Annotated in this window: 13 protein-coding genes; 9 read left to right on the forward strand and 4 right to left on the reverse strand. The window is 45.3% G+C overall.

Annotated features, from left to right (window positions below; genetic code table 11):
- Positions 1–41: 41 nt before the first annotated feature.
- Positions 42–635 (reverse strand): dCTP deaminase, encoded by a 594-nt coding sequence (gene dcd, locus ACXAFM_RS01700; protein ID WP_461851985.1) that lies wholly within the window; start codon positions 633–635, stop codon positions 42–44.
- 231 nt (positions 636–866) lie between these two features.
- Positions 867–1,973, reverse strand: coding sequence for an iron-sulfur cluster carrier protein ApbC (gene apbC, locus ACXAFM_RS01705; RefSeq protein WP_474832975.1), 1,107 nt, complete (start codon positions 1,971–1,973; stop codon positions 867–869).
- Between the two features lie 108 nt (positions 1,974–2,081).
- Between apbC and metG the strand changes: the two genes are divergently transcribed.
- Positions 2,082–4,109 (forward strand): methionine--tRNA ligase, encoded by a 2,028-nt coding sequence (metG, locus tag ACXAFM_RS01710; RefSeq protein WP_474832977.1) that lies wholly within the window; start codon positions 2,082–2,084, stop codon positions 4,107–4,109.
- Positions 4,110–4,303: 194 nt separating this feature from the next.
- On the opposite strand, the gene ACXAFM_RS01715 is transcribed toward metG, so the two are convergent.
- The gene (locus tag ACXAFM_RS01715; protein ID WP_474832980.1) at positions 4,304–5,161 is read right to left on the reverse strand and encodes a class I SAM-dependent methyltransferase; all 858 of its coding nucleotides are present in this window, start codon (positions 5,159–5,161) and stop codon (positions 4,304–4,306) included.
- A gap of 84 nt (positions 5,162–5,245) precedes the next feature.
- Between ACXAFM_RS01715 and gloB the strand changes: the two genes are divergently transcribed.
- From gloB to ACXAFM_RS01730, 3 genes are all read left to right on the forward strand, one after another.
- Complete coding sequence (gloB, locus tag ACXAFM_RS01720) at positions 5,246–6,037, forward strand: hydroxyacylglutathione hydrolase (protein ID WP_474832983.1); 792 nt, start codon at positions 5,246–5,248, stop codon at positions 6,035–6,037.
- A 64-nt stretch (positions 6,038–6,101) separates the two neighbouring features.
- Entirely contained in the window at positions 6,102–7,766 is a 1,665-nt protein-coding gene (locus tag ACXAFM_RS01725; RefSeq protein ID WP_474832985.1) for a lytic transglycosylase, read from the forward strand.
- Positions 7,767–7,845: 79 nt separating this feature from the next.
- Entirely contained in the window at positions 7,846–8,877 is a 1,032-nt protein-coding gene (locus ACXAFM_RS01730) for an ion transporter (RefSeq protein WP_474832988.1), read from the forward strand.
- Between the two features lie 71 nt (positions 8,878–8,948).
- On the opposite strand, the gene cysS is transcribed toward ACXAFM_RS01730, so the two are convergent.
- The gene (gene cysS / locus ACXAFM_RS01735) at positions 8,949–10,331 is read right to left on the reverse strand and encodes a cysteine--tRNA ligase (RefSeq protein WP_474832991.1); all 1,383 of its coding nucleotides are present in this window, start codon (positions 10,329–10,331) and stop codon (positions 8,949–8,951) included.
- A gap of 184 nt (positions 10,332–10,515) precedes the next feature.
- Between cysS and ACXAFM_RS01740 the strand changes: the two genes are divergently transcribed.
- From ACXAFM_RS01740 to ACXAFM_RS01760, 5 genes are all read left to right on the forward strand, one after another.
- Positions 10,516–11,007: a peptidylprolyl isomerase gene (locus ACXAFM_RS01740; RefSeq protein ID WP_020743833.1), complete on the forward strand. Its 492-nt coding sequence runs from the start codon at positions 10,516–10,518 to the stop codon at positions 11,005–11,007.
- Positions 11,008–11,141: 134 nt separating this feature from the next.
- Entirely contained in the window at positions 11,142–11,867 is a 726-nt protein-coding gene (lpxH, locus tag ACXAFM_RS01745) for a UDP-2,3-diacylglucosamine diphosphatase (protein WP_474832993.1), read from the forward strand.
- A 320-nt stretch (positions 11,868–12,187) separates the two neighbouring features.
- A complete protein-coding gene (locus ACXAFM_RS01750; RefSeq protein WP_474832996.1) occupies positions 12,188–13,771 on the forward strand; it encodes an alkaline phosphatase in 1,584 nt (527 codons plus the stop codon).
- A 14-nt stretch (positions 13,772–13,785) separates the two neighbouring features.
- Positions 13,786–15,708, forward strand: coding sequence for an alkaline phosphatase (locus ACXAFM_RS01755; RefSeq protein ID WP_474832998.1), 1,923 nt, complete (start codon positions 13,786–13,788; stop codon positions 15,706–15,708).
- 81 nt (positions 15,709–15,789) lie between these two features.
- On the forward strand, positions 15,790–16,563 hold the full coding sequence (locus ACXAFM_RS01760; protein WP_474833001.1) for a hypothetical protein: 774 nt from the start codon (positions 15,790–15,792) through the stop codon (positions 16,561–16,563).
- The last annotated feature ends 158 nt before the right edge of the window (positions 16,564–16,721 follow it).

Raw genomic sequence — 16,721 nt, forward strand, 5'->3', positions numbered from 1 at the left:
AACGCACGAGGCTTTTCCAAAAAAGTTGATTTTAGGTTGTTTTACTTACTTTCGTCGTCTGACGAAATTCGGCTGGCTACTGCACCGGCTTGATCTTTATATTTCGCATCAACTCTGGCGTTATAAGGTTTTTCAGCTGGCGCTGATAGTACTTCAAAGCTTAGTGCCCCTATTTTCATTTTAGGGCGAAGCGCTAGGGGTAATTTACCGCTGTTGTAAAACTCAAGAACAATGTTGCCCGACCAACCTGGGTCGATTCTATGCGCCGTCACGTGCACCATTAAGCCTAAACGCGCAAGTGAAGAACGCCCATCTAACCAACCAACGATATTGTCTGGCAGCGTTACTGATTCGTAGGTTATAGCTAGTGCCAACTCGCCCGGGTGCAAGAAGAACGCTTTACCTTCTTCTAGTTCAATTTCGTCGCTCATTACGTGGTCCAGCGCTTCTTGTACTTGCGCTTTCGGCCCACTTAAATCGATAAACGGCGCTTGATGGTCTTCAAATACGCGAAATTTGTTACCAAGGCGAATATCTACTGTTACACCGCTAATCTGATCATAGTTAGGTGTAGGCTCAATTTTGATTTTTCCATCTTGCAGATGTTGGTAGATATCGCGGTCGCACAAGCGCATGGTGTATTCCTCATTTCGTTAGGCCGCTATTATGCGTATGTCACCGCATGCATTCAACTGCTCAAAGGCTTGTTTTATCTGCTTTTGCACAATTTTTATAAAGTTTATGACGAATTTGAATTTACGCGCCAAAACTTGCCTCTATTTTACCTTGGGTCAGCATCTTTAAACTGAACGTACATCACTATTATGCGTCACCTGTTATTACCTAACTCTACTCTTTCCCACCTTTCAATCTTTGCCAATAATGCCAATTGGGTTGCCTTTAATGTGTGTAACTGCCCCTTTTCGTGGCGCAACAGTAAGGGCCAATTGCATAGACAGTGCTCTAGCTGCCTCGCGGTAGCTTTCGCTTAAAGTACTGTCAGGCGAGGCCAGTAACAACGGAGTGCCGGCATCACCATGCTCGCGGATATGAATATCAAGGGGTAGCTGACCTAAAAGCGGAAGCCCATGGCGTTCGGCAAGCGCCTCCCCACCGTCTTTTGCAAATACATAGTCTTTGGTGCCGCAGGCTCTGCATTGGTAATAGCTCATGTTTTCGATAAGTCCAAGCACTGGCACATTGACTTTTTCAAACATGCTTATACCTTTTTGGGCGTCGGCTAGCGCTAAGTCCTGCGGCGTAGTAACTACCACAGATGCAGTTAGCGGAACTTGTTGCGCCATCGTAAGTTGAATATCGCCGGTACCTGGCGGCATATCTACAATCAAGTAATCGAGTACAGGCCACAGCGTTTCATCTAATAACTGCTTGAGCGCTCGGCTTGCCATAGGGCCGCGCCATACTGCCGCGTCTTCTTGCGGTACTAAATAACCGATAGAGTTTGCTACCAGCCCATGTGCCATAAGGGGCTGCATGTGCTTATTGTCTTCACTTTCAGGGTGTGCGTCAGGGTTCCCCAACATAATAGGAATAGACGGCCCGTAAATGTCGGCATCTAAAATACCTACTTTCGCGCCTTCCTGCATAAGCGCAAACGCAAGGTTGATACTGGTTGTAGACTTGCCCACACCACCTTTGCCCGAGGCTACCGCAATAATATTTTTGATATTAGTAACAGGGGCAATTTCAGTTTCGCCACTGGCTACGTTTTGTTTAAAAGTAAGCTTATCGGCATCTAGTTTCCCTTTTAGCTGGTTAAGCATTTCTTGTTTAAGCGTATCTAACTGTGTAGCAATGCAAAATGGCAAAGTAATTGTAACGCCTGCATCTTCATTTTCTGGCTGGTTAAAAGCACACCATGGCAAGGTATCTTCAACATCTAACGAGAAATACTTGGCCAAAATTACAGCAACTTTTTTAGTTAGCGGCTCTGCTTTGCGAGAAAAGAACATAAAATGCCTTACTAGTAGTAGAATTGTATGAATTACGTAATGCAAAAAACGCGGTTTTCCGCTAGTATTTGCAGCCATTTTGAAACGCAAAGAATCAATAACGTCATTATGTCAGAAAAACGCCGAATTCTGGTAACCAGTGCGTTGCCATACGCAAATGGCTCTATTCATTTAGGCCACTTGTTAGAACACATTCAAACCGACATCTGGACTCGTTTTCAGCGCCTTCGCGGAAACGAATGTTACAGTGTTTGCGCAGACGATGCACACGGTACGCCGGTTATGCTTAAAGCCCAAGAGCTAGGCATTACACCAGAAGAAATGGTGGCTAGAACCCGTGCTGAACATCACCAGGACCTTGTTGATTTTCACGTTGATTACGACAACTACTATGTAACCCATTCGCCAGAAAACAAGGCGCTGTGTGAAGAAATTTACACCCGTTTAGATAACGCAGGGTACATCAGCAAACGCACCATTAATCAGCTGTTCGACCCTGAAAAAGAAATGTTCTTACCAGACCGTTTCGTTAAGGGTACCTGCCCAAGCTGTGGCGCAGAAGACCAAAACGGCGATAGCTGTGACGTATGTGGCGCAACGTATAGCCCAACTGAAGTTAAAAACCCGCGTAGCGTGGTATCGGGTGCTACACCAGTACTACGTGAGTCTGAGCACTTCTTCTTTGATCTGCCAAAATTTGAAGGCATGTTAAAAGAGTGGATCCGTTCGGGTGCCCTTCAAGAAGAAATGGCTAACAAGCTGCAAGAATGGTTTACTGAAGGTCTTCAACAGTGGGACATCAGCCGTGATGCGCCTTACTTCGGCTTTGAAATTCCAGGTGCGCCGAACAAGTTCTTCTACGTGTGGGTAGATGCGCCTGTTGGCTACATGGCTAGTTTCAAAAACTTCTGCGACCAGAATAACCTAGAGTTTGACGACTTCTGGAAAGCCGATTCTGACGCTGAGCTGTACCACTTTATTGGTAAAGACATTACTTATTTCCACTGCCTATTCTGGCCTGCCATGCTAGAGGGCGCGGGATACCGTAAGCCTTCTGGCGTAAACATTCATGGTTTTGTAACGGTGAACGGTGCGAAGATGTCTAAGTCGCGCGGTACCTTTATTAAAGGCCGCACTTACCTTGACCACCTGAACCCAGAATATTTGCGTTACTACTTTGCGTCTAAGTTAGGCGACGGTGTTACCGACATCGACCTTAACTTTACTGACTTCGCACAAAAAGTGAATTCAGACCTGGTAGGTAAAGTGGTTAACATTGCAAGCCGCTGTGCAAGCTTTATCACCAAGCGTTTCGACGGCAAACTATCTGACAACGTGATTGAGCCAGAACTTATTGCTGAATTCCAAAATGCGTCAGAGACTATTGCTGCATTATTCGAGAAGCGCAAGTACCATCAAGCCGTGCGTGAAATCATGGCCCTTGCTGATAAGGCAAACCAGTTCATCGACAACAATGCACCTTGGGTAACCATTAAAGACGAGACGAAGCAGCAGCTCACACACGATGTGTGCTCGCTAGGTATTAACATGTTCCGTCTGTTGGTTATTTACTTGAAGCCTGTGCTACCTGTACTTGCAGAAAAAGCAGAAGAATTCCTAAACGACAAGTTCGACTGGAATTCACTGCAAACCTTATTAAAAGGCCACGCCATCAACAAATTTAAGCCGATGATGCAGCGTGTAGAAATGGAGAAAATCGACGCCATGGTTGATGATTCAAAAGAAAGCCTAGCGCCAGCTGCACCGGCTATCGACCCAGACAGCCCGCTAGCTAAAGACCCTATCAGCGACACTATTTCGTTTGATGATTTCGCCAAGGTTGATTTACGTATTGCACGTATCGCTAACGCAGAACATGTAGAAAAAGCAGACAAGCTTTTACGTTTAGAACTAGATTTAGGCGGCGAAACTAAGCAAGTTTTTGCTGGAATCAAGTCGGCCTACTCGCCGGAAGCTCTTATCGGTAAGCATACGGTAATGGTTGCGAACCTCGCCCCTCGTAAAATGCGTTTTGGCATGAGTGAAGGCATGGTGTTAGCCGCAGGACCTGGCGGTGACGAGCTATACATTCTTGAGCCGCACGAAGGTGCAAAGCCGGGCATGCGAGTTAAGTAAGCCACTAAAAATACGAACTAAGGTTTAGGACTGGTCTTCGGTCCTTCTTAACAACAAAGCCATGGTGGGACTCAACCTATCGTGGCTTTTTTGTGTGCTTCTTTTTCATGTCGCGAATTGTAAACCGGTTTTGAAGCGTGGTTTCGCGGCTTTCTTTCACTAGCTCGTACATTAAAAAATGACTAGCTTGAAAATTAGCGGCCTGAACGATTTACCGCAGACGTTCTTACACTAGCCCCTACCGCTGAAAAACGGGGCTTTAAATTGCGTTTAGGTTTTATGGCTGTCATAGGGATTACCCGCTTTTTCGCAAGTATTACATAGACCGCGCTGCACCACGGCAAGTACGAGGCTAAATAGTCTTGAAGCTTAACCGCCCCTTTCCACTTTTGTTGGAAAAAGAGTGTTGAAAACAAAACTTGGCGCTGTTCAACAATTTCAAAACCCAACAACTGAAGCCAATCTTTAATGCGATACGACGTAAAAAAGCGTGCATCATGCAAAATATTTCCGCGCTTCACGGGCAAGAACTTGGCGATACCGGCAAGACTTAACGGGTTAAAGCCACTAACAATGACGTAACCATTTTGCGTAATAGCACGGTCTACTTCTCTCAAAATCTCGTGAGGATCTTGAGCAAAATCTAGCTCGTTAGCCAATAGAAAGCCGTCAATACTATTTTCGGAGAAAGGTAAGGAATGCGACTGCCCTACAACGGTATTTTCTCTGCTAATAGTTGATTCGCGGCTTTCATCCTGCAATTGTGAAGATGCAACATGCTTGTCTGAGGTATAGTTAAATACTGTGTTATCGTCTAACTGGCAGCCAAATTGATTATCAATTGGCACTTGGTTGATATGGTGCCTAATAGGGCTAGTGTTTAGAGTAATCTCGGCACTTAAAGAGCCTAGCTTAGCGAAGTGGTACCCAAATATGCGCTCAGCATAATCGCTACACACTGTATTCACGGCATTGCGGATATGCTCGCCTGCGGGGAAATCATCCCAGCTTGTGGGGTAGCGAGGCGGTTTGACTCTAAAGGCCGATCTCATTAACACTGCGCGCTCTTAGGTTGCTCTGCTGTTCACAAGTCCCTATAGTAACGCATAATTCTACCTACACAAGCAGGTACTCTTATGACGGCAGAAACGCTTCCTTCAGATGTAACAATTTATCCTATCCCCGCTTTTACTGACAACTACATTTGGTGCATTCACAATGGTAACAGCGCCATAGTCGTCGATCCGGGCGATGCTGAACCAGTATTGGCTTTTCTTAAAGCCAATAAATTAATGCTTAGTGCGGTTCTTATTACCCATCATCATAGAGATCATACTGGTGGCATTGCCAAGCTAGTATCTATCGTACCGGATTTACCGGTGATAGGCCCAAGAGGCAACCACATAAGAGGCATTACCAAATCGGTGGCTCAGGGCGATTCGGTTTCCCTTCCCGTGTTTAAAATGGCGCTGCAAGTTATGGAGGTACCGGGACATACACTTGATCACATTGCATTTTTTGGTCATGGTGTACTATTTTGCGGTGATACATTGTTTTCAGCGGGCTGCGGGCGTTTATTTGAAGGCTCGCCAGAGCAAATGCATCATTCTTTAAATAAATTAAAGCGACTTCCCGACACCACCAAGGTGTACTGTACTCACGAATATACACAGGCTAATGTTGCATTTGCATTAGCTGTTGAGCCCGATAACAAAGCACTTAACGACTATGCTGCGTGGGTAAAAGAGAAGCGAGAACAGAATCAACCTACTTTACCAAGTACCCTCAAAGAGCAAAAAAACATAAACCCATTTTTACGTGCCCATGAACTTTCAGTGAAAACTGCTGCCGAAACCTATTGCGAAAATAACCTGGCTGACGATGTAGCGGTGTTTGCTGCAGTTCGCCGCTGGAAAGATGAGTTTTGATGCATTTGTAAGCCAATTATCGTAATATTCCAGGTTTGCAGTGTTCCAAGAGGTTTCTTCATATATGCAGTTGAAGTTTTTTCCTCTATCGCCCTTGTTGTTGGCGATAGGTTTAACAGGTTGTCAGATAACCGAAAATAGTAGTAACAATGTACAACTAGAAAGTAACGAAACTGCTTCAATAGAAACGTGCAGTGAAATTTACAGCAACGAAGAAGCCATTTCAGATTGCGAACTTGCAAGAGACGGCGTTATTGATGTTGTTCACCCAAATGACGATACGCTAGAAGAAGGCGCTGAGCTTACCGATACACCGGATATGCATACGCAGGCCGTCGTTACTGACGTATGGCAACGTGCCAGTGCTAATTTCGCTTTACCAATACCCGACAATAAGCGCCTTAATGCGCAACGAAAGTGGTATTTAAAACACCCTGAATACATGGCTCGCGTGGTGAAGCGTGCTAAGCCGTTTCTTTATTACATTGCCGAAGAGATTGAAAAGCGTAACATGCCGATGGAGTTAATCCTCTTGCCCATCGTAGAAAGCGCATTCGACCCTTTCGCTTATTCTCACGGCCGTGCAGCCGGCATGTGGCAATTTATTCCTGGCACCGGAAAGCGATTTGGTATGGATCAAAATTGGTGGTACGACGGGCGTCGCGATATTGTAGCGTCGACTCAAGGAGCACTTGACTACCTTACTTACCTAAATGAAATGTTCGACGGAAATTGGCTTCATGCACTTGCGGCTTACAACAGTGGCGAAGGTCGTGTACAACGAGCGATTAAAGCTAATAAACGTGCAGGAAAGCCAACTGATTTTTGGAACTTGAATTTACCTAAAGAAACCCGTGCGTACGTGCCTAAGTTATTAGCGCTTGCCGATATTCTTAAGAATAAAGATGAATATGCGTACTCATGGCCAGAAGTAGAAAACGTAGCCGTTATCGAAGTGGTCGATATTGGCTCTCAAGTTGATTTAGCGTTTGCCGCCGAGCTTGCCGGTATGTCTTTAAAAGAACTTCACGGTTTAAACCCTGGGTTCAACCGCTGGGCCACATCTCCCGATGGCCCGCACCGCTTAGTACTTCCCCTTGATAAAGCTGCTGCGTTTTCGCAAGCCCTTGCTAAAATTGATCAAAAAGAGCGTCTTAACTGGGTACGCCACACAGTTAAGTCCGGTGACAGCTTAGGTAAGATTGCAAAGCAGTACCACACCACAGTGAAAGTGCTGAAACGAATAAATGAGTTAGACTCATCAATGATTCGAATAGGCCAGGCAATAATGGTACCAGTAGCACTTCAAGAATTAGACAGCTATACGTTATCGCAAGAGCAACGCTTAGCCAGTTTACAAAATAGCAACTCGTCTCAGCAAAAAGTGCATCACACCGTTAAATCCGGTGATACGCTTTGGGATATTGCGCGTAAGTACAAAGTAAGTACTAAGCAGTTAGCTAAATGGAACGGCATGGCGCCGGGTGATACGCTTCGCCCAGGAAAAGCTTTGATTATTTGGCAGAAAGGCAAAACGCAAGCCGGAGTCACCAAAAAACTAACCTACACGGTAAGAAACGGTGACTCGTTATCTCGAATCGCCAGCAAGTTCAATGTTAAGGTTAGTGACATCAGTAAGTGGAACTCGCTAAACACTAAGCGCTACCTGCAACCCGGTCAAAGACTTAAACTGTATGTAGACGTGACAAGACTGAACGCATCGAGCTAGTGACTCAACGTAAATTAGCATTAACGCGTTTCCCTAACAGCCGTTTTATCATGCGTTAAATCACGAAAAGGATATGGAAATGCTAAGAATTAACCGAGAAAATCTGCGAAACAGTCATGAAACGCCTTGGTTAATTTTAGACTTAGTCATGCTAGGTATACTGTTTGTAAATCTAGCGTGGCTTATTTTCGATGCGCTTTATGCTACAGACTTTGTATACGGTCTTTTAGGTACATACTTCCCCGCCTTTCTTAACGCTTACGACCCAATTCACGCCAACTTTTTGTTGGTCGATTTAGTTTTTATTGCCATATTCTTTACCGAGTTCTGTTTTCGTTGGGCTGTAGCCATTGTGCGTAAAGAACACTTACGTTGGTACTTCTTCCCGTTTTTACACTGGTACGACATTATTGGCTTAATACCAACTGGCCCTACTCGTCTGTTTCGCTTCTTGCGAATATTCTCCATACTACACCGCTTGCACAAATTCGAAATCATCGACTTAAACCAAACCGCCGTCTTTCGCTTTTTTGCCTTTTATTACGACGTGTTTGTTGAAGAACTTAGCGACCGAATTGTTGTTAAAGTGCTAAGCGATGCGCAAAAAGACATCTCAGCAGGTTCGCCTTTATTAGACGATATCAATGCACAGGTACTAGCGCCTCGTCGACCCGTCATAACGCAATGGATGGCTGGCGTTATCAACCATTTGGGGCAGTCAATTCAAAGCGAAGAACATGGTGAGGTGATTCGTGAGCATGTACGGAAAAGCGTGGGGAAAGCGGTGAGAAGCAATGCACAAGTATCCTCGCTGCATTACCTTCCTGTTATCGGCAAAACCATTGAAAATACATTAGAAGAGTCAGTCACCGATATCGTTACCACATCGCTGGTAAACCTGTTAAGCGACTTAGACGCAGAGCGCATCGACCATTTCATTTCAGTAGGTATGCATGACTATACCCCTACAGCCGATGCACTGGATAAAGAAGTACTTAACGTTGTAAATGAATGCTTAGAATTAGTGAAGGCACACGTTGCACAGCAGCGGTGGAAGTCACATTTAACCGAAAAAGAATCGGCAATACCCACTGGCAAGCCCGAAATTTAAGAGATGGCTGTGCCAAATAAGAAAGCCCGCAAATTGCGGGCTTTCTTACATCAAATAGCACAGGCTGCTAATTAGGCTTTTCGCCAGGTCGTGCCGCTTGGGCCATCTTCTAACACTACACCTTTTGCATTTATTGCATCACGTGCAGCATCTGCGGCTGCCCAGTCTTTCGCGGCACGAGCATCGTTGCGCTGTTTAATTAACGCTTCAATTTCAGCCGCTTCGTCGTCATTGCCCTCACCACCTTTAAGGTAAGTGTCTGGATCGCTTTGAAGCATACCCAAAATTGCGCCTAAACCTTTTAGCACCGCAGCCAGTTTACCCGCTTCTTCAGCGTTGTCTTTTTGGCGGTTAAGTTCACGTGCCACGTCGAACAACACAGAAAAGGCTTCAGGTACGTTTAAGTCGTCATTCATTGCCGCTTCGAAACGCGCTAAATAACCACCGTAGCTAATATCAGTACTTGCATCTACTTCAACACCACGCAGCGCAGTATACAAACGCTCTAGGGCCGCTTTTGCTTGAGTGATGTTGTCTTGCGAGTAGCTTAATTGGCTACGATAATGCGCCGACATTAAGAAGAAACGTAGCGTTTCTGAGTCATGCTCTTTCAGCACATCGCGCAAGGTAAAGAAGTTACCTAACGACTTAGACATCTTTTCATCATTAACCTGTACCATACCTGCGTGCATCCACACGTTTACATAAGGTGTGTCATACGCGCAGCACGATTGAGCTACTTCATTTTCGTGGTGTGGGAAGGTTAAATCTGAGCCACCGCCATGAATGTCAAAGTGGGCGCCAAGGTGCTTGTGGTTCATTGCAGAACACTCAATGTGCCAGCCCGGACGACCATCGCCCCATGGCGATTGCCATGCAGGCTCACCTGGCTTAGTGGTTTTCCATAATACAAAATCTAGCGGGTCGTCTTTACCTGCCGCTACTTCAACTCGGGCACCTGCTTTAAGTTGATCTAGGTCTTGCTTGCTCAACTTGCCGTAATCTTCATACTTGCTTACGTCAAATAGCACATCACCGCTTGCCGCTTGATAAGCATAACCTTTGTCCATCAGGCGCTGGATGATTTCAATGATCTCATCCATATGCCCACTTACTGTCGGCTCAACGTCAGGCTCTAGTAAGTTAATCGCCGCAAAGTCTTCATGCATCATGGCAATAGTGCGTGCAGTCAGCGCTTCAAAGCTTTCGCCATTTTCATTAGCGCGAGCAATAATTTTATCGTCGATATCCGTGATGTTACGTACGTACTTCACATCTAAACCAAGGTGTCGCATGTAACGTACCAAAACGTCGAAACTTAGGTAGGTACGGGCATGTCCCATGTGACTAAGGTCATAAACGGTAATACCACACACATACAAACCCACTTTCCCTTCTTGAAGCGGAACAAACTTCGCTTTTTCACGGGTTCGGGTATTGTAAAGATGTAGCATGTCTATATTTCCTATTTGTCATAATTTTGGGGCGCAAAGTTTAGCACTGTCACGATTTAAATGGTACAAGCCATTTGCAGCGATATTGCCGTCATTTGCCATAACCGTCACTTTGCGCTATCGACTCGTTTTGCGCTAAAATGCCCCCACTTTACATATACGCTAACACACAGGACAAACCACAATGGTTACGTTAAAAACAAATTTCGGTGACATCACCCTAGAGCTTTTCGAAGATAAAGCACCTAAAACAGTAGCTAACTTCCTTTCTTACGTAGAAGACGGCTTTTTTGACAACACTATCTTTCACCGTGTAATTAACAACTTTATGGTCCAAGGTGGCGGTTTTACACCTGATATGGAACAAAAAGATACTAAAGAGCCTATCGAAAACGAAGCAGACAACGGTGTTGCAAATGAAGTAGGTACCATCGCGATGGCGCGTACTCAAGACCCACACTCAGCTACTGCACAGTTTTTCATTAACGTGAACAACAACGACTTCCTTAACCACACTAGTAAGTCTGTAAACGGTTGGGGTTACTGTGCTTTCGGTAAAGTGGTTGAAGGTATGGACGTGGTAGAGAAGATCAAAGCGGTTAAAACCGGTAACAATGGCTACCACCAGGATGTACCTGTTGAGCCAGTGATCATTGAAAAAGCAGTTGTAGCGTAAATAACTGCTTAGATAACTGTCAAATAACTAACTAAATATTGGCTTGGCTGGCATGCTGTTCAAAACAAGCCTTTAGTTATATAAAAGCCGCGTGATCGTTAACGCGGCTTTTTAAACCACACTTAAGAAGATTTATGTCGTTCACCTACTTCATTGCTGATTTACACCTAAGTGCCGACCGCCCTGATATTACAGAATGCTTAATGCGCTTCTTAAAAGAAGACGCTATTAATTCTGATGCGCTCTATGTTCTTGGTGATTTGTTTGAAGTTTGGATTGGTGACGACAACGTCACCCCGTTTAACACAGCTATAGCGGCAGCCTTTAAAGAAGTGAGTCAGCACTGCCCCATTTACTTTATTCACGGTAATCGTGATTTCGCTATACGGGAAAAATGGCTATCAAAAGCTGGGATGACGCTATTAAACGAACAAGAGGTTATAGATCTTTACGGCACGCCTACCCTGCTGACCCATGGTGACGAGCTTTGTACACGTGACGTTGCTTATCAAAAGTTTCGCAAGAAATCCCGTGGATGGTGGTGGCCTCGATTAATGCTTGCCCTACCGTTATGGTATCGCCAGCGTGTTGCGGACAATGGCCGCGCAGAAAGCAAAGCTAAGCAACAAAACCTCAAACCAGACATTATGGATGTTACCCCTGAAGAAGTGGTGAAAGTAATGGAAAAATGGGGCGTGCAGCGCATGATCCACGGCCATACACACAGACCAAACGTCCACAGCCTTGGAGCTAATGGCAAACCTGCGACTCGGATTGTACTGGGTGATTGGTACGAGCAAGGTAGCGTTTTAAAGGTCACACCTTCAGAGGTTATGTTACAACATCACAATTTTAAGTAAGCAAATCTGACACTTACATATGGTCATACCACTTTTTTATTACTGTTAAGAAAATTTTAACTAAACTTCGCTTGTTACACCTCCCCCTTATAAACATTGCATATACCTTGAATTTGGACCTTCCTTCTTGCCGTAAACAAATACAGCTTTATGACAATTGTGACAATCTGGCAATATTAGTGTCAAAGAAGTGTCACCTTATCCCCATACGCTCTTTGTGATTTAAATGCATCGACACCCAACAAGAAATGACAATGGGTAGCGATCAAACATCTAGACAATACCACAACCAACATAAACAGAACGTTTAGGAAAAAATCATGAATCGTAACTGGAAAGTGGCATGCACCGCAGTTGCTCTAGCGGTTTCTGCTAGTCTTCAAGCGGCTGTGTTACCCGAACACCAAACTAACAGCGCTTGGTTTACTGATGCCCAAACCAAACTAACTGCAAAGCTACAAACCAACAATCAGTTTAAAGCAAAGAATGTTATTTTGTTTGTGGGCGATGGTATGGGTATTTCAACGCTCACCTCGGCAAGAATTCACAAAGGCCAACTAGCAGGTAACCCTGGTGAAGAAGGTTATTTAAGTTTCGAAAGCTTTCCTCATACGGCCTTGGTTAAAACCTACAATGTAGATGCGCAAACCCCGGATTCAGCAGGCACCATGACCGCAATGATGTCGGGCCTTAAAACTGACGTGGGTGTGATTGGTGTTGACGAAGATATTGAGCGCGGTGATTGCTCAACGGTTGCAGGCAACGAAGTTATTACCGCACTTGAGCTTGCTGAAATAAAAGGCTTGTCTACAGGTATTATTTCTACTGCTCGCATCACGCATGCGACTCCTGCGGCAACTTACGCCAAGTCTGCTGACCGTAACTGGGAAGATGTTTCTGATATGCCGGAAGCCGCTGTGACTGCTGGCTGTAGTGACATTGCTGACCAGCTCGTCAATTTTGAAAATTATCTAGAAGCACGCTACACCGGTGTTGATGTTGACGGCATTGATGTCGCTATGGGCGGTGGTCGCCGTCATTTCTTGCCAAAAGACGCCGCATTCAATAGCCCAGATGCAGTTAGTGACGTTGAGGGCGATAGAACCGACGGTCGCGACCTTACGGCTGAATGGCAGACGATGTATGAAAATGGTGTATACGTTTATGACCAAGCAGGGTTTGACGCAATAGACACTGAAAGCGTTGAACGTGTATTCGGCCTTTTCAATGAGTCGCATATGCAATACGAAGCAGACCGCGGAAATGACATCGCGGGCGAACCATCAGTTGCAGAGATGACAGAAACGGCAATCAGTATTCTTGATAACAACGAGAACGGCTTTTTCTTAATGGTTGAATCGGGCCGTATTGACCACGCTCACCATGCGGGCAACGCGGCGGGTGCACTTACCGACACTCTAGCATTTGAAGAAGCAGTAATGACTGCGGTTGAAAATACCGATCCTTCTGAAACATTAATCCTCGTTACTGCTGACCACGGACACGTGTTCACTATTGCAGGCTACCCGAAGCGCGGTAACCCCATTCTAGGCAAAGTGGTTAACGTGGGGTCAGACGAACCTGCAACAGCGTCTGATGGCACGCCATACACCACACTCGGTTATACCAACGGTCTAGGTTTCCGCAACCTAGGTGATGAGACAAATTCTGATGCCACGTACGCACTGGAAAACGCAGCAGGCCGCGTTGATATTACCAATATCGATACAACAACGCCTGGTTATCACCAAGAAGCACTTATTCCATTGAGTTCAGAAACACACTCTGGCGAAGACATTGCGCTACATGCAACAGGGCCTGGAAGCCAACTTGCGCAAGGCGTAATAGAGCAGAACGTTGTTTTCCACTTGATTAATCAAGCGCTTGGCCTTGTAAACGAGTAAGTAGAGATAAAAATATGAACTTTTTTAAATTAAGCATAATTGCAGTAGCAGTAGCAGGTCTTTCAGCGTGTAGCTTGGAAGGCGACGATGGTAACGATGGCGCACCTGGTGCTGATGGCGCTGACGGTCAAAACGGTTTAACAAGCCTTACCGTGCAAACGGAATTAGCGGTTGGCGATGCTAACTGCCCTAATTCGGGTGTTCGCATCGACTCAGGCTTAGATGCTGATGCTGACGGCACGCTTGGTGATTCTGAAATTACTTCGACAAGCTATGTTTGTGTTCCTGGCGTAAACAGCGTGAGCAATAGCGAACTACTCACTAGCCTCAATAATGAGTGGTTTGTCGCTGCTCAAAACGAAGTGGAAAGTAATAAAGCGGTTTGGATGAACGCAACATCGGGAGAAAGTGCAGCGTCATCGAACGCGTCTTTTACTGCCACTGTAAGCTCGCAAGAAGAATTGAAAGCCATGGTAGCGAACCTGCGCGGTAAAGCGAAAAACGTTATCTTGTTTGTCGGTGACGGCATGGGGGTTTCTACCGTTACAGCGGCGCGTATTCTAGATGGTCAGATGAACGGCCTAGCGGGCGAAGAAAACCAGCTTAGCTTTGACAAATTCCCATTCTCCGGGCTTTCAAAAACGTATAACGTTGATGCCCAAACACCAGATTCTGCAGGTACTATGACCGCAATGATGAGCGGCATAAAAACTGACGTTGGTGTTATCGGCGTAGACGAAGATATTGAACGCGGTGACTGTTCTACCGTTGCAGGTAACGAGTTAGTTACGGCGCTTGAGCTTGCAGAAATTGCAGGTAAGTCTACCGGCATTATTTCGACTGCCCGTATTACGCACGCAACACCTGCTGCAACTTACGCTAAATCTGCTGACCGCAATTGGGAAGACATTTCGGATATGCCAGAAGCAGCGGTTACAGCGGGCTGTTCTGACATTGCCGACCAGTTAGTTAATTTCGAAGCTAACTTAGAAGCAAACTTTGAAGGCCTAGACGTTGATGGCATTGAAGTAGTAATGGGGGGCGGACGTCGCCACTTCTTACCGCGTGACGAAGCATTTAACAGCCCAGACGCAGCAAGCAGTGTTGAAGGTGATCGTACAGATGGGCGTGACCTAACTGCTGAGTGGCAAGCCATGTACGAAAACGGCGTTTACATCTATGATCAGTCTGGTTTCGACGGACTAGATACTGAAACCACTGAAAGAGTCTTCGCACTTTTTAACGAATCACACATGCAATACGAAGCCGACCGCGGCAACGACATCGCCGGTGAACCATCTATCGCTGAAATGACTAGTGCAGCCATTAAAGTGCTAGATAACAATGAAGAAGGTTTCTTCCTTATGGTTGAGTCCGGTCGTATCGACCATGCTCACCACGCAGGTAATGCTTACGGTGCTCTTCACGACACTATCGCTTTTGCTGAAGCTATTGATGCTGCTGACAAGCTTACTGATGACGAAGATACTCTCATTATAGTAACCGCCGACCACGGTCACGTCTTTACCATTGCTGGCTATCCTAAGCGCGGTAACCCCATTTTGGGCAAAGTGGTAAACGTGGGTTCAGATGAAGCTGCTACAGCCGCTGACGGTACCCCATACACCACGCTTGGCTATACCAATGGTTTAGGCTTTAGAAACCTGGGAGACGTTACTAACTCGGATGCATCTTATTTAGAAGGACCTGATACAGGTCGTAAAGACATCACTGATGTCGACACCACAACACCAGGCTATCACCAAGAAGCTTTAATCCCAATGGGGTCGGAAACACACTCAGGTGAAGATGTAGGCATCTATGCCAAAGGCCCTGGCGCTTTCCTTGTCAACGGCACTAACGAGCAAAGCGTTATATTCCACGTAATGGATTTTGCGGGAGACTTTGTCTCTCAAGCAGAAAATGCAATGGAATAAATTTTAAAAAAGTATTGCAAAGGCGGCCTCTGGTCGCCTTTGCGTTTCAGTTAATAACATCATTCTCAGTAGGATAAATGAATGAAATTATTCAATGCATTTGCGCTTATTCTTTTTACAAGTGCAAGTACGTGTAGCTTAGCTCAAGTCGCTGAGTCTTCGTCAGTAGTTAACGTATCTAGTGAGCAGACGTGTAAGAAAGACAGTGGCAGCCTATTCGCTAATTATGAAATAAGCGCGACAAGCCCATCAAAAACCTCACGAACTACATCCCTTCATTTGTGGCGAAATGGCAACAAGGTTGCACATGAATACCCTGCAACCAATATGACTGAGTCATGGACGCTTGTTAGAAACAAATTTATAAAACCTACTCGCTTTTTCGATGCTCATCAGCGCGCTATTGAATACCAGCCTGGCGAAACCATTCACGGAAAAAAAGAGACCGACTTTTCGTACCGCTACCAACTCATTAGTGACAAACTTATTGATGCCATGACCCTAGATACAAGAGATGGTAAAGGTTGTAATACAGTTGAATACTATTCACTAGATAACAGTCAGGGCCACTTTAAATTGGCATGGCTTCCCCATCTAAAATTAATAGAATCTTTTAGCGTGGATAAAAGTGGGTATGTAAGAGAGTGGAAACTCAAAACCGTCGATTTCAATAAGAATACGAAAGACTTCTTTTCAAAAAGACAAAACTATCAAACTACAGATTATGCTGATATTGGCGATGACCACACAGACCCTTTTTTAACTAAAATGGTAACCCAAGGCTTTATTGAAGCAGGGGCTAGTGGCTACTACGATGAGCATGGTCACAGTATCGGTGAGGGCCACACACACTAAATGTTTAACACCGTTGTCTAAATGGCTGTGCCTGCGGCTCGGCCATTTAGGCACCGTGAAAAGGTTTTGTTACAAACTAGCCCAAAGTACATGTGTTGGGCACTGGCTTAATTTTTGTTCTGTGGTATAAAGAATAAAAGCAAGTTAGTCATCATGGA

It is taken from the genome of Alteromonas sp. ABD4_190 (genome assembly GCF_056160105.1).

Bases quoted from the DNA above. Each gene is read 5' to 3' on its own strand.
- ACXAFM_RS01755 (WP_474832998.1), top strand. From the start codon at position 13,786: ATGAACTTTTTTAAATTAAGCATAATTGCAGTAGCAGTAGCAGGTCTT.
- metG (WP_474832977.1), top strand. From the start codon at position 2,082: ATGTCAGAAAAACGCCGAATTCTGGTAACCAGTGCGTTGCCATACGCA.
- ACXAFM_RS01715 (WP_474832980.1), bottom strand. From the start codon at position 5,161: ATGAGATCGGCCTTTAGAGTCAAACCGCCTCGCTACCCCACAAGCTGG.
- ACXAFM_RS01725 (WP_474832985.1), top strand. From the start codon at position 6,102: ATGCAGTTGAAGTTTTTTCCTCTATCGCCCTTGTTGTTGGCGATAGGT.
- ACXAFM_RS01730 (WP_474832988.1), top strand. From the start codon at position 7,846: ATGCTAAGAATTAACCGAGAAAATCTGCGAAACAGTCATGAAACGCCT.
- cysS (WP_474832991.1), bottom strand. From the start codon at position 10,331: ATGCTACATCTTTACAATACCCGAACCCGTGAAAAAGCGAAGTTTGTT.
- ACXAFM_RS01760 (WP_474833001.1), top strand. From the start codon at position 15,790: ATGAAATTATTCAATGCATTTGCGCTTATTCTTTTTACAAGTGCAAGT.
- ACXAFM_RS01740 (WP_020743833.1), top strand. From the start codon at position 10,516: ATGGTTACGTTAAAAACAAATTTCGGTGACATCACCCTAGAGCTTTTC.
- gloB (WP_474832983.1), top strand. From the start codon at position 5,246: ATGACGGCAGAAACGCTTCCTTCAGATGTAACAATTTATCCTATCCCC.
- lpxH (WP_474832993.1), top strand. From the start codon at position 11,142: ATGTCGTTCACCTACTTCATTGCTGATTTACACCTAAGTGCCGACCGC.
- dcd (WP_461851985.1), bottom strand. From the start codon at position 635: ATGCGCTTGTGCGACCGCGATATCTACCAACATCTGCAAGATGGAAAA.
- apbC (WP_474832975.1), bottom strand. From the start codon at position 1,973: ATGTTCTTTTCTCGCAAAGCAGAGCCGCTAACTAAAAAAGTTGCTGTA.
- ACXAFM_RS01750 (WP_474832996.1), top strand. From the start codon at position 12,188: ATGAATCGTAACTGGAAAGTGGCATGCACCGCAGTTGCTCTAGCGGTT.